The organism is Gammaproteobacteria bacterium, assembly GCA_013817245.1.
Lineage (GTDB): Bacteria > Pseudomonadota > Gammaproteobacteria > HTCC5015 > HTCC5015 > JACDDA01.
In genome coordinates this window covers 92,700-105,705 of record JACDDA010000002.1, presented here as the reverse complement: position 1 = coordinate 105,705, position 13,006 = coordinate 92,700, and the positions used below count along the sequence as shown (strand labels likewise).

11 protein-coding genes are annotated in these 13,006 nt (G+C 43.1%); 4 read left to right on the top strand and 7 right to left on the bottom strand.

Annotated features, from left to right (window positions below):
• Positions 1 to 47: 47 nt before the first annotated feature.
• The 7 genes from mnmG to rpmH all read right to left on the bottom strand — a co-directional run bounded on the left by mnmG (position 48) and on the right by rpmH (position 6,451).
• The gene (gene mnmG / locus H0W44_03290; GenBank protein ID MBA3581460.1) at positions 48 to 1,955 is read right to left on the bottom strand and encodes a tRNA uridine-5-carboxymethylaminomethyl(34) synthesis enzyme MnmG; all 1,908 of its coding nucleotides are present in this window, start codon (positions 1,953 to 1,955) and stop codon (positions 48 to 50) included.
• Positions 1,956 to 2,091: 136 nt separating this feature from the next.
• A complete protein-coding gene (locus tag H0W44_03285) occupies positions 2,092 to 2,463 on the bottom strand; it encodes a hypothetical protein (GenBank protein ID MBA3581459.1) in 372 nt (123 codons plus the stop codon).
• A gap of 34 nt (positions 2,464 to 2,497) precedes the next feature.
• A complete protein-coding gene (gene mnmE / locus H0W44_03280) occupies positions 2,498 to 3,850 on the bottom strand; it encodes a tRNA uridine-5-carboxymethylaminomethyl(34) synthesis GTPase MnmE (protein ID MBA3581458.1) in 1,353 nt (450 codons plus the stop codon).
• 57 nt (positions 3,851 to 3,907) lie between these two features.
• Positions 3,908 to 5,620 (bottom strand): membrane protein insertase YidC, encoded by a 1,713-nt coding sequence (gene yidC / locus H0W44_03275; protein ID MBA3581457.1) that lies wholly within the window; start codon positions 5,618 to 5,620, stop codon positions 3,908 to 3,910.
• A gap of 21 nt (positions 5,621 to 5,641) precedes the next feature.
• Positions 5,642 to 5,911, bottom strand: coding sequence for a membrane protein insertion efficiency factor YidD (gene yidD, locus H0W44_03270; protein MBA3581456.1), 270 nt, complete (start codon positions 5,909 to 5,911; stop codon positions 5,642 to 5,644).
• On the bottom strand, positions 5,884 to 6,249 hold the full coding sequence (rnpA, locus tag H0W44_03265; GenBank protein MBA3581455.1) for a ribonuclease P protein component: 366 nt from the start codon (positions 6,247 to 6,249) through the stop codon (positions 5,884 to 5,886). Before rnpA ends, yidD begins: the two co-directional genes overlap by 28 nt.
• A 67-nt stretch (positions 6,250 to 6,316) precedes the next feature.
• Positions 6,317 to 6,451: a 50S ribosomal protein L34 gene (rpmH, locus tag H0W44_03260; GenBank protein MBA3581454.1), complete on the bottom strand. Its 135-nt coding sequence runs from the start codon at positions 6,449 to 6,451 to the stop codon at positions 6,317 to 6,319.
• A gap of 270 nt (positions 6,452 to 6,721) precedes the next feature.
• Between rpmH and dnaA the strand changes: the two genes are divergently transcribed.
• The 4 genes from dnaA to gyrB all read left to right on the top strand — a co-directional run bounded on the left by dnaA (position 6,722) and on the right by gyrB (position 12,982).
• On the top strand, positions 6,722 to 8,059 hold the full coding sequence (gene dnaA / locus H0W44_03255; GenBank protein MBA3581453.1) for a chromosomal replication initiator protein DnaA: 1,338 nt from the start codon (positions 6,722 to 6,724) through the stop codon (positions 8,057 to 8,059).
• Between the two features lie 224 nt (positions 8,060 to 8,283).
• A complete protein-coding gene (gene dnaN, locus H0W44_03250) occupies positions 8,284 to 9,384 on the top strand; it encodes a DNA polymerase III subunit beta (GenBank protein MBA3581452.1) in 1,101 nt (366 codons plus the stop codon).
• A 14-nt stretch (positions 9,385 to 9,398) separates the two neighbouring features.
• Positions 9,399 to 10,478, top strand: a complete 1,080-nt coding sequence (gene recF, locus H0W44_03245; protein ID MBA3581451.1) for a DNA replication/repair protein RecF — start codon at positions 9,399 to 9,401, stop codon at positions 10,476 to 10,478.
• 98 nt (positions 10,479 to 10,576) lie between these two features.
• Positions 10,577 to 12,982, top strand: coding sequence for a DNA topoisomerase (ATP-hydrolyzing) subunit B (gene gyrB / locus H0W44_03240; protein ID MBA3581450.1), 2,406 nt, complete (start codon positions 10,577 to 10,579; stop codon positions 12,980 to 12,982).
• Positions 12,983 to 13,006: the final 24 nt, after the last annotated feature.

Here is a 13,006-nt window from a genome sequence, read left to right as displayed (position 1 = left end):
CCGCTATCTGCGGCCTTTTTTATAGATGCGATTTATCACAAATATATTTATGCGGTTTTTAAAATGGGCAACTGCCCTTTCTTTAAATGTACACGCAAAATAGAAATCGCTGCTGGCGTCATGCCAGGAATGCGCGATGCTTGTCCTAATGTTTGCGGCTGATGCTGCACCAGTTTTTGTTGCACTTCCATCGACAAGCCTTTGACCTGCTTATAATCTATATTTAAAGGCAAACGCGTGTTTTCATTTGCCAGATTTTTTTCTACTTCTTGATGTTGGCGTTCTACATAACCAGAATATTTTGCTTGTATTTCTACTTGCTCAACCACTTGATCATACGCCGATGTTGTAGGTTCAATAACGCCCACACCTTCAAGCAGGGTGATTTGTTGATAACTTAATGTGGGTCTACGTAATAAATCGTGTGCATTCACATCGCGGGCAAATGCCTGGCCGGTAATGGTTTGAATCTGTTCTGCTGCTGCGGTATTAGGATGCACCCAAGTGCTTTTTAAACGCGCTTGTTCGCGCTCAATTGCTGCGCGTTTTTCACAAAACGCTTGCCAACGCGTTTCATTAACCAAGCCCACTTGATGACCTAATTCGGTTAAACGTAAATCAGCATTATCTTCGCGCAACAATAAACGATGTTCCGCACGCGAAGTAAACATGCGATAAGGTTCTGTCGTGCCGCGTGTAATTAAATCATCGACTAACACGCCGAGATACGCTTGATCACGACGCAAAGTTAAAGCAGATTTTTCTTGAACTTGTAAGGCCGCATTAATGCCGGCTAACAAACCCTGCGCAGCGGCTTCTTCATAACCAGTGGTGCCATTAATTTGACCGGCAAAAAATAATCCACGAATGAATTTAGTTTCTAATGATGCCGTTAGATCACGCGGATCAAAATAATCATATTCAATCGCATAACCTGGTCGCGTGATATGCGCATTTTCAAAACCTTGCATAGAACGCACAAACGCAACTTGTGTGGCAAATGACAAACTAGTGGAAATACCATTCGGATAAATTTCGTTGGTATTTAAACCTTCGGGTTCAATAAATATTTGATGTCGATCTTTTTCCGCAAAGCGATGAACCTTATCTTCAATCGACGGGCAATAACGCGGACCTACGCCTTCGATGACACCGGTGAACATCGGCGATTCATCTAAACCTGCTTTAATAATCTCATGCGTTTTTGCATTCGTATAAGTAATGTAACAACTGATTTGTTGCGGATGTTGCGCGGCATTACCTAAAAATGAAAACACAGGCGTGGGCATGTCGCCCGCTTGTTCAACTAAGCCAGCAAAATTAATACTGCGTCTATCAATGCGTGGCGGAGTACCGGTTTTTAAACGTCCTACATTAAACGGTAATTCGCGCAGCCGTTTGGCTAACGCAATAGAAGGCGGGTCACCGGCGCGACCGCCACTGTGATTAGATAAACCAATATGAATGCGGCCATCTAGAAATGTGCCGGTCGTTAATACCACGGTTGTAGCGCTAAAACGTAATCCCGATTGGGTGATCACACCTTTGATCGCGTCACCTTCAACAATCAAATCATCAGCGGCTTGCTGAAAAATTTCCAGATTGACTTGGTTTTCGAGCAGATTACGAATGGCTTGTTTATATAACGCACGATCCGCTTGGCAGCGCGTAGCGCGTACCGCTGGCCCTTTGCTTGCGTTCAAAATCCGAAATTGAATACCGGCCAAATCGGCCGCGTACGCCATCGCACCACCTAAAGCATCAATTTCTTTAACTAAATGACCTTTGCCAATGCCACCAATCGCCGGATTACAGCTCATTTGACCTAAGGTTTCGACATTATGGGTCAACAATAACGTCCGCACACCCGCACGCGCCGCGGCTAACGCAGCTTCGGTGCCGGCATGTCCGCCGCCAATAACAATAACGTCGTAATGACCCATACTTTGTGACATTGCTTAATAACTCTGTGATGGAACGACCTGCTGTAAAAAAACAGCTGGTCAAACTTTGCTCATTGGGAGCGGATTCTACCCAACTTCGGCCTTAAAGCTCTAGCGAATAGCTTTTAAAAAACCGCTTTTATGCAGACTATTCCTGCATATAACGCTTAACTGTGGCGATAGAAGGATTATTCGGCATCATAACGCCATGCACATCCATGATCGGAGTGCCGTACGTTTGTTGCGGAAAACCTGCTGCGGTTAATTTTGCATGCATTTCATCACGACGCTCCGGCTCACGATCCATTGCATATTCAATATAAGGAATGCCTTCTTGCGCTAATTCGTGACGTTTAATCATGCACGGCTCACAACTAGTGGTGCTGTACATAATGACCTGTTGATGCGTTTCACCGTAACGGCCGATGCCTGGGCCTTGTTTGGCTAATAAATAACCGCAAACAATAACTACGGCCAAAATAAGGCTTATGCCGATTACCCAATTAACTGCTTTTTTCATCTGACAAACCTCTTGTATGCGCTAAGAAGATTATTTATTTACCAATACAAAACCGTGAAAAAATTTCGCCTAATAAGTCATCGCTAGAAAATTCACCGGTGATGCTGCTCATTACCAGTTGCGCCATGCGCAACTCCTCAGCGGCTAATTCACCCTGGCCTAAGTTTAAACATTCTTGTGCATTGGCCACACGCTCATTAACCACATTTAATGCATCAACGTGACGTTGACGTGCGGAAAATAAACTTTCGCTGGTTTGTTCAATGCCAATGCTTTGTTTTAAATGTTCAATTAAGTTCTCTAAACCAGTACCTGTTTTTGCAGATAATAAAATAACGGCACCACGTGCATGGCTGATCACTGCTAGGTCTACGGGCGAACTCAATAAGTCTATTTTGTTATAAATAATATCAACAGGTAAATGCGGAGGAATTTGTTGTAACACTGTAGTTTCATATTCACTAATGCCAGTACGCGCATCAACTAATAATAAGATCCTGTCCGCTTGATTCGCAGCTAACCACGCTCGACGTACACCTTCTTTTTCAACCACGTCTTGAGTGTCACGCAAACCTGCGGTGTCAATTATATGCAAAGGTATGCCATCGATATGAATATGTTCACGCAACACGTCGCGCGTGGTGCCGGCAATTTCGGTGACAATCGCCGTATCGCGTCCCGCCAACTGATTTAATAAACTGCTTTTGCCTGCATTGGGTTGGCCGAGAATAACCACGCTCATACCGTCTTTTAATAAACGGCCTTGTTTTACGCGTTGACGAATAGCGTCTAATGCTTTTACTAAACCATCCATGCGCAGTTGAATTTCGTTATCGCTTAAAAAATCTATTTCTTCCTCGGGAAAATCCAAAGCTGCTTCTATATACATGCGCAGTTCAATTAATTTTTGCAGTAATGCGCGCAGCACTTCAGAAAAAACGCCTTCTAAACTTTGTGCCGCGGCTTTGGCTGCTTGTTCTGAGCTGCTCTCAATTAAATCAATGACTGCTTCGGCTTGAATCAAATCGAGTTTTTCATTTAAGAATGCGCGTTCGGTAAATTCACCAGGCCGCGCTTGGCGCACACCATAGGCTAAAATTTGTTTAAGTAATAAATTGAGTACGACTGGGCCGCCATGACCTTGTAGTTCTAAGACGTCTTCGCCCGTGTATGAATGTGGCGCAACAAAATAAATTACGATACCGCGATCAATTATTTGACCATGGGTATCAAGAAAGGGTTTGTATTCTGCAAACCGTGGTTTGAGTTGTTCAGCAAATAAGCGCTGCATAATCATCGGCACAGCGGGCCCAGAGATTCGCACAATACCAATGCCGCCTTTGCCGGGTGCGCTCGCAATTGCTGCAATGGTATCTTGTGTGCTCATTGTTTATACGCGCGAGCTTTTCTCTTTATGTATTTTGTTAAATGCGCTAAAGGAAAATTAATCTTTTAAAACGCGATTAGTGATATACCACTGCTGAATAATGGTGATCGTATTATTGGTCACCCAATATAAAACCAAACCAGCCGGGAAAAACGCGAACATCACGGTAAATACAAACGGCAACACCATAAATACTTTTGCTTGGATTGGATCTAGCGGTGCTGGATTTAGTTTTTGCTGAATATACATCGTCACGCCCATAATTAAAGGCAAGATGAAATACGGATCTTTTGCAGACATATCTTTAATCCACAACATAAACGGCGCTTGACGAAGTTCTACGCTTTCCAGCAACACCCAATACAAAGCGATGAATACCGGGATTTGTATAATCATAGGCAAACAACCGCCTAAAGGATTTATTTTTTCTTTTTTATATAGCTCCATCATTTCTACACCTTGGCGCTGACGATCGTCTTTATAACGATCACGTATCGCCATCAGCTTAGGTTGTACTTTGCGCATTTTCGCCATCGAGCGATATTGCGCTTCAGAGAGCTTATAAAATGCGAGTTTGATGACGATAGTTAATATCACAATCGCCCAACCCCAATTACCTACATAATTCTCTATCCAATTTAATGCTAAAAACAACGGTTTAGAAACAAAGGTTAGCCAACCATAATCTACGGTTAAATCTAAAAATGGCGCGATAACTTCTAGGCGTTCGTGTTCTTTGGGGCCTACATATAAACGCGATTCGATTTGTGCACTAGCGCCTGCTGCAATTTCTTGTATGTTGGTTTTCATACCAACCACAAACAAAGGATTGGTATCACCAATAACTTTGCTATAAGCGTGTTGCGGTTGGTCTTTAGTGGGCAGCCATGCGGATAAGAAATAATGTTCTATAACCGCAACCCAGCCATTCGTTACATCTCTATCAATCGGCTCTTCGTGTAATTTAGAAAACGCTCTTTTTTCGTATTTTTTTTCAGCGCTATAAATAACGCCGCCGGTATAGGTATAAATACCAAACAGACTATAGCCTTGCTCAACATGACGGCGTTGTAATTGTGTATACGCTTGGCCTTGCCATGCTTGTGTACTGTTATTTTTTATTGAGTAAGCAATTTCAATAACATGACTATTTTTATGAAAAATATACGTTTTGGTAATTTCAATGCCGTCTTCGCTGCGCCAAGTTAATGGTACTTCTAATTTTTCATTTTCTAAGCGGTAATCTAATAATGGTGCTTGATAAACTGCGTGATGCGTGGGTGCGCGGTTATTACCATTTTGTTGTGTGCCAATTAATCCAGATTGTGCAACATAATAAGTACTTTCTTCGGTGTTAAATAAACGCACAGGTAATTCGGGTTTATTTACTTCTTGCGGATAATTTAATAAATCGGCTTGTACGATGGTGCCACCGCGCGTATCAATTAATACGTCTAATGTATCGGTGCGCACATGAATCTGTTGGCTTGCGCTACTAACAACATCTGCATTATTGCTTGGCTCACTTGCGATAACAGGAACAGTCGCTGCGTTTACTTGCGCCACTGAATTTGTATTTGTAGTTGCCGCAGATGCGATACTTGCTTGTGGTAAATCTTCTGCTGGTGATGCAGATGCTTTATCCGTGTTTACTTGCGTAACACTTGCTGCGGTTTGAGCAGGCACTACATAATCTTGCATCCACGCCTGATAAATCAGCATCATGATAAAAGCAAAAGTTAAATAACCAAATAAGCGAGTGTCCATCATGATGTCGTTGTTCTTTGTAAGTTACGAGTTCGTTGGGTGGTGTTCATTTGTTTCTTGTTGATCTTGCGCGTTGGTTGCTTTCTCCGGCACCGGATCAAAACCGCCGACATGCCAAGGGTGACAAGAACACAGTCGTTTTATGCCTAATAAACCACCGCGCCAAATGCCGTGGCACTCTACCGCTTCTTGGACATATTGAGAACAGCTAGGATAAAAACGACACGCTTGTGGCAAAAAGGGGCTGATAAAAAGCCGATAAACTTTTATTGGGAAGGTAATGAGTTGCCGCATGTTATTTTTAGTTTGCGCCACAAATAATCCAGTGATTGACGAATTTCGGTGCGGCTGGCTTGGCCTGCTGAGGGCTTACCCAAAAACACTAAATCGTAGGATCCTATATGGAACTGGTTTTGTCGGAAAAATTCACGAACATAGCGTTTTATTATATTTCGCTGAACGGCAAGACGTGCCACTTTCTTTGAAATAGCTAATCCAACGCGTGGCTGTAAAGCTTCGGTCGGACTATATAATACGATCAATGTTTGTGTGCTAAAGCGTTGCGCATTGGCAAAAACAGTCTGATAGTCTTTTGCTGTTAACAATCTTGCTTGACGGGGGAAAGCGGCCATGGCTCAAGTCCCCAATCAATCGGATCAATCATCAATTAGTCTCTTGGCGGCAAAGCCACCAATAAGACTAAACCGTTAAACGTGCGCGGCCTTTTGCGCGACGTGCGCGTATCACAGCACGGCCACCGCGAGTTTTCATGCGAGCACGAAATCCATGGGTGCGTTTACGGCTGACATTGCTGGGTTGAAATGTACGTTTCATGATAAAAATCCATCGGAATTCAGGCTATCGTTCGCACAACCTATATAGGCGCACGAAAAGGACGCGAAACATACCGAGGTCCTGGCACGCTGTCAACCAAATTGAATATTTTGTTCTATTTCTAATGCTGATTTGTTCTTAAAAATACGGCCGAATAACTGTGGATAAGTCCTTTGCTGCACGTTAGACTTGCGCCTTTCCTGTCCACCCCCTAACACTTCAAATATTTTAAATGTTTGAAAATAGTGCCCATTCAATAAGGAGCCGGCATTGAGCGTACCGCTTTGGAGCCGTTGTTTGGAAAAGCTTGAATCAGAATTGAGTGAACAACAGCTCAATACTTGGATTCGGCCACTTCAAGCTGAGCTTAATCATGGGGTTTTACGCTTATTCGCACCTAATCGTTTTGTTTTGGACTGGGTAAAAGAACATTTTTCCAGTCGAATTAATGCTTTATTAAGTGAATTTAATAGCGCCGAAGCTAATCAAGCCATTTTTGAAATTGGCTCTTCACGTACGGCGACAATAGTAGAACCTGCTATTCAACGCAGTTCTGAAAGATTGGTTGAAGCTCGTTTACCGGATATCCCGCATAATTTAAAGCATGATTACACCTTTGACACTTTTGTCGAAGGTAAATCAAACCAACTGGCTAAAGCCGCGTCTTTGCAAATTAGCGAAAATCCCGGTGGCGCTTATAACCCTTTGTTTTTATACGGGGGTGTGGGTTTAGGTAAAACTCATTTAATGCATGCTGTGGGTAATGCCATGTTGGCGCGCAACCCTAAAGCACGCATTGTTTATATGCACTCCGAGCGTTTTGTCGCTGACATGGTGAAAGCGCTACAACATAATGCGATGAATGAATTTAAACGAGTTTATCGCTCGGTTGACGCTTTGCTTATTGACGATATTCAGTTTTTTGCCGGCAAAGAACGCTCACAAGAAGAGTTTTTTCATACTTTTAATGCTTTATTAGAAGGTCAGCAGCAAGTTATTTTGACTTGTGATCGCTTCCCTAAAGAAGTAGATGGTTTAGAAGAACGTTTAAAATCGCGTTTTGGTTGGGGTTTAACGGTTGCAATTGAGCCGCCCGAATTAGAAACACGGGTTGCCATTTTGCAAAATAAAGCGGAACAAGTCGGCGTTGATCTAAAAAGCGAAGTCGCTTTTTTTATTGCTAAACGAATTCGGTCCAATGTTCGAGAACTTGAAGGCGCATTACGTCGAGTCATTGCGAATGCTCAATTTACCGGTCAACCGATAACCATGGATTTTGCGCGCGATGCTTTGCGCGATTTATTGGCCTTGCACGATAAATTGATAACCATTGAAAATATTCAAAAGACCGTTGCGGAATATTATAAAATCCGCGTCGCAGATTTGCTTTCACCACGTCGCAGTCGTTCAATTACACGACCCCGTCAAATAGCGATGAGCTTAGCGAAAGAATTAACTAACCACAGTTTGCCAGAAATTGGTAATGCTTTTGGGGGACGCGACCACACAACGGCCTTGCACGCTTGTCGAAAAGTGATCGAATTGAAAGAAACCGACTTTAGAATTGCTGAAGATTTTGAGAATTTGTTGCGTATATTAAGTACATAAGCTGTGGATAAATAAAGTATTTAGCCTTTGCTAAATCAACGTCTTTTTTTATCCACAGGTCGCGCACAGACGAACAGGTGCTGAATTAAGCGTTAGATAACAGCCAAAAAAGCTCGTAAGGTTATGAAATATAAAGGATTTAAAAAGTTATCCACAAAAAGAGTCTGCTCTAATAGTAATAATAAGCTCTTATATCTTTAATTAATTAAATAATAGAGAAACGCATGAAACTCAATATAACTCGTGAACAATTACTCAGCCCTTTGCAAAACGTTATTGGTGCTGTTGAAAAACGTCAAACAATGCCCATCCTTTCAAATGTGTTAATGCGTTTGGAAAAAGGTGTTTTATCCATCACGGGAACCGACTTAGAAATCGAACTAGTTGCACAAATAAATATCATGGGTGAAAAAGACGGTGAAACCACTGCACCCGCAAGAAAGCTACTGGATATTTGTAAAAACTTGCCGGAAGGTACGGAATTAATTTTAGACGCTGCTGAAGATCGCTTAACAGTAAAAGCTGGGCGCAGTCGTTTTGTTTTAGCAACCTTGCCTGCGGGAGAGTTCCCGAGCTTAGAAGACATTCGTTTAGATTCGCAATTAAGCGTAGCGCAAAAGAGTTTGAAACAACTGATTGAAAAAACCGCCTTCGCAATGGCTCAACAAGACGTGCGTTATTATTTAAATGGCTTGATGTTAGAAAATGCCGATGGCCTATTACGCGCTGTCGCAACCGATGGTCATCGCTTAGCTATGGCAGAAGCAGTAAATGAACAATCTTTACCAAGCAATAAACAAGTTATTGTGCCTCGTAAAGGAATTATGGAATTACAACGTTTGTTGCAAGACAAGGATGAACCGGTAACGTTGGGTTTTAGTAGCAATCATGTCCGCGTTGAATTTGGTGATTTACGTTTCACCTCAAAATTAATTGACGGTCGTTTTCCTGATTATGAACGCGTCATGCCACAAGGCAGTGATAAATTATTAGTTGCAAACCGGTTGAAATTAAAACAATCGTTAACGTTAACGGCTATTTTATCGAATGAAAAATACAAAGGCGTACGTCTGGTTTTGGAAAGTGGGTTACTGAAAATTCAAACTCACAACCCCGATAAAGAAGAAGCAGAAGAACAAGTTGAAGTAGATTATGACGGAGAGTCTTTAGAAATAGGCTTTAACGTAAATTATTTATTAGACGTGTTAAATGTTTTAGTGACCGACAACGTCAATATTTTACTGAAAGACGCCAACAGCAGCTGTTTAATTCAAGATCCGACTAACGAACATGGTCGTTATGTCATTATGCCTATGCGTCTATAGTTTTATTATTTGTAATGGCGCGTCTTTGCCAATTAGAAATTTCACAACTAAGAAATATAACAGCGGCGAAGATTACGCCTTCGCCGAGTTTAAATCTTATTGTTGGTAATAACGCCGCAGGTAAAACCTCTTTTCTTGAAGCTATTCATATTCTTTCAACCACACGATCTTTTCGAACGCGCAATCCCAAAGAGCTTATCCAACACGGCAAAACGCTTTTTCGAGTCACCGGCAGAATATTTCACGAAGGTCGAGAGATTCCTTTGGGAATAGAGCGAGAAGGCGAGAAAATCCAAATAAAGGTAGCAGGGCAAAAGATTCAAAAAGCATCTGACCTGGCTCATTGGCTGCCCACGCAACTTATACATCCGGAAAGTTATTTAATGATCGCCGGCGGGCCAAAACTAAGACGGAAGTATCTAGATTGGGGATTGTTTCACGTGGAACCTTCTTTTTTACCCGCATGGCAAAATTACGAAAGAGCATTGAAACAAAGAAATGCGGCTTTGCGCCAAGGCGCGGCGCTTAAAGACTTAAAAATATGGGATGGCGTTTTATCAGAAGGCGCTCAAAGCATCAATTCCGTACGGAAAACCTACATAAAAGAACTACAAGAAAGCCTGAATAAATACACAAGCCATATTTCGGGCGTTAGCACGGTGGAAATCACCTATCTTCCAGGCTGGGATAGCGGGAAAACGTTAGTAGAAGTCTTTGATGCATCTTATGTTCGTGATCGCGCCAGAGGTTTTACCGTTTCTGGCCCACACCGAGCCGATTTTTCAATAAAGCTCGACGGGCGCCGCGCGGAAGAAACGGCATCACGAGGACAACAAAAAATGCTGGTGGCTGCGCTGGTTTTGGCTCAAACAGAGTTACACCTCAATAAAACGCAACAATCGCCTGTAGTGTTAATAGATGATTTGGCTGCTGAGCTCGATGAAGGGCATCGGCAATATTTATTAGCTACGCTAAAGAGCTTGGGCAGCCAAGTTTTTATAAGCTGCGTAGAACAAGCGAGTGTTTCTGTTGAGGGATGGACGGGAGTCAAAGTGTTTCACGTGGAACAAGGGGTTGCGGTCGAGCAATCTTGAATCAGTGCTATAATGCTGCCCTTCTTGCTTTAGGGTGAGGAGCGCTGTTGCTAATATAAATATTGCGGAAATAATGGAAACAACCAAGGAACACCGAAATGACTGATACCCCAAAATACGATTCTTCCAGCATTCAAGTGCTAAAAGGTCTGGATGCCGTAAGAAAACGTCCGGGAATGTATATTGGCGATACAGATGATGGTACGGGTTTGCATCATATGGTGTTTGAGGTTGTGGATAATGCGATTGATGAAGCGTTGGCCGGCCATTGTTCTAAGGTTCAGGTGATTATCCATGGTGACGAGTCAATCACGGTAACCGATGATGGCCGTGGCATTCCAACCGATATTCATTCAGAAGAAGGTCGTTCCGCCGCAGAAGTCATCATGACGGTATTGCATGCTGGCGGTAAATTTGATGATAACTCTTATAAAGTCTCTGGTGGTTTGCACGGCGTCGGCGTTTCCGTAGTAAATGCTTTATCTGAATGGTTAAAACTGACGATTTATCGAGATGGTAAAATTCACCGCCAGTTGTATAAAGACTCTGTGCCTGTCGAGCCATTAAAAGAAGAAGGCGACACCCAGCGCCGCGGCACCGAAATAACCTTTAAAGCCAGCGCTCAACATTTCACCAATATTGAATATCACTACGAAATTTTAGTGAAACGCTTACGCGAGCTATCGTTTTTGAATTCAGGTGTTCGAATTGAGCTCAGCGATGAACGTAGCGGCAAAGAAGACGTTTTTGAATATAAAGGCGGGATTCGCGCCTTTGTTGAACATTTAAATCAAAATAAAACCCCGTTACATCCCAAAGTTTTCTATTTTGAAGCCGAACGAGACGGTATCGTCGTCGAAGTAGCGATGCAATGGAACGACTCCTATCAAGAAAGCGTCTTTTGTTTTACTAATAATATTCCACAAAAAGATGGCGGCACCCATTTGGCTGGTTTCCGTGGCGCATTAACCCGCACCATGAACACCTACATCGAGGCCGAAGCTAAAAAAGCCAAAGTCAGCGTGACTGGCGATGATGCCCGCGAAGGCCTAACGTCAGTATTGTCGGTTAAAGTGCCTGATCCGAAGTTTTCCAGCCAAACTAAAGACAAGCTGGTGTCTTCGGAAGTAAAAGGTGCTGTTGAATCGATAATGGCAGAAAAACTCCAAGAGTTTTTATTAGAAACTCCTAGCGACGCCAAAGCGATCCTCGCAAAAATCATTGATGCTGCGCGCGCCCGCGAAGCCGCCCGCAAAGCCCGCGATATGACGCGCCGCAAAGGCGTGCTAGATATAGCCGGTTTGCCGGGGAAATTGGCAGATTGCCAAGAAAAAGATCCCGCACAATCAGAACTATTTCTCGTCGAAGGTGATTCGGCCGGTGGCTCCGCTAAACAAGGCAGAGATCGTCGCACCCAAGCGGTTTTGCCCTTAAAAGGCAAAATTCTTAATGTAGAAAAAGCGCGCTTTGACAAAATGCTAGCCTCGGCAGAAGTTGGGACGCTGATTACTGCGCTGGGCTGCGGTATTGGCCGCGAAGAATTTAATATCGATAAATTACGTTACCACCGCATTATTATCATGACTGACGCGGACGTCGACGGTTCGCATATTCGCACGCTGTTGTTGACCTTCTTTTACCGTCAAATGCCACAGTTGATTGAACGCGGGCATATTTATATTGCGCAACCGCCACTTTATAAAGTTAAGAAAGGCAAAAGTGAGCGTTATGTTAAAGACGACGCTGATTTAAATAATTATCTTTTAAATCAAGCGCTTACAGAAACAAGCCTGGTTATTAACGCAGCCGGTGATAGTGTGGGCACCGAAGCGTTAGAAGATTTAGCCAAGCGATATTTGGCGGCCACCCGACTTATTGAGCGGTTATCGCGCAAAAACGATCCTCTCTTGATCAAACAATTGCTGCATTTGCCCGGTATTCCCGAAGATCAAATCGAACAAGCCGCGGCGTTTAAACCGTGGATTGATGAATTAAAAATCCGTCTAAATGCGGCCGCACCACCGGCCAATCATTATGATGTGGAAATCGAACCACGCGATATTGGGGTTGCCGTAAAAGTAACCCGGACAGTACATGGCGTTGCGCATCCTGAAATATTAGAAGCTAATTTTTTCAAAACGGCAGAATTTAAATTGTTATCCGGTTTAGCGGGTCGCTTGTATGGCTTGTTAGGCGAAGGCGCGCATATTCGGCGCAGCGATAAAAAACAACCCATGAATGATTTCAGTGAAGTGATGACGTGGTTGATGGAAGACGCGCGTCGAGGCTTAGCAATTCAACGTTACAAAGGTTTAGGAGAAATGAATCCTGAACAATTAGCGGAAACAACGATGAGCACCGAAACTCGTCGTTTGTTACAAGTACGAATTGAAGATGCGGTTGGCGCTGATGTTGTGTTTACTACCTTGATGGGCGATCAAGTAGAACCGCGTCGTGCGTTTATTGAACGTAATGCCTTAATGGTTTCTAATTTAGACGTTTAATAAACATGAGCTAAAGCCAGATGG

Excerpts from the sequence above, each read along its gene's own strand:
- yidD (MBA3581456.1), bottom strand. The coding sequence starts at position 5,911 with ATGCGGCAACTCATTACCTTCCCAATAAAAGTTTATCGGCTTTTTATC.
- gyrB (MBA3581450.1), top strand. The coding sequence starts at position 10,577 with ATGACTGATACCCCAAAATACGATTCTTCCAGCATTCAAGTGCTAAAA.
- mnmE (MBA3581458.1), bottom strand. The coding sequence starts at position 3,850 with ATGAGCACACAAGATACCATTGCAGCAATTGCGAGCGCACCCGGCAAA.
- mnmG (MBA3581460.1), bottom strand. The coding sequence starts at position 1,955 with ATGTCACAAAGTATGGGTCATTACGACGTTATTGTTATTGGCGGCGGA.
- dnaN (MBA3581452.1), top strand. The coding sequence starts at position 8,284 with ATGAAACTCAATATAACTCGTGAACAATTACTCAGCCCTTTGCAAAAC.
- yidC (MBA3581457.1), bottom strand. The coding sequence starts at position 5,620 with ATGATGGACACTCGCTTATTTGGTTATTTAACTTTTGCTTTTATCATG.
- H0W44_03285 (MBA3581459.1), bottom strand. The coding sequence starts at position 2,463 with ATGAAAAAAGCAGTTAATTGGGTAATCGGCATAAGCCTTATTTTGGCC.
- rnpA (MBA3581455.1), bottom strand. The coding sequence starts at position 6,249 with ATGGCCGCTTTCCCCCGTCAAGCAAGATTGTTAACAGCAAAAGACTAT.
- rpmH (MBA3581454.1), bottom strand. The coding sequence starts at position 6,451 with ATGAAACGTACATTTCAACCCAGCAATGTCAGCCGTAAACGCACCCAT.
- recF (MBA3581451.1), top strand. The coding sequence starts at position 9,399 with ATGGCGCGTCTTTGCCAATTAGAAATTTCACAACTAAGAAATATAACA.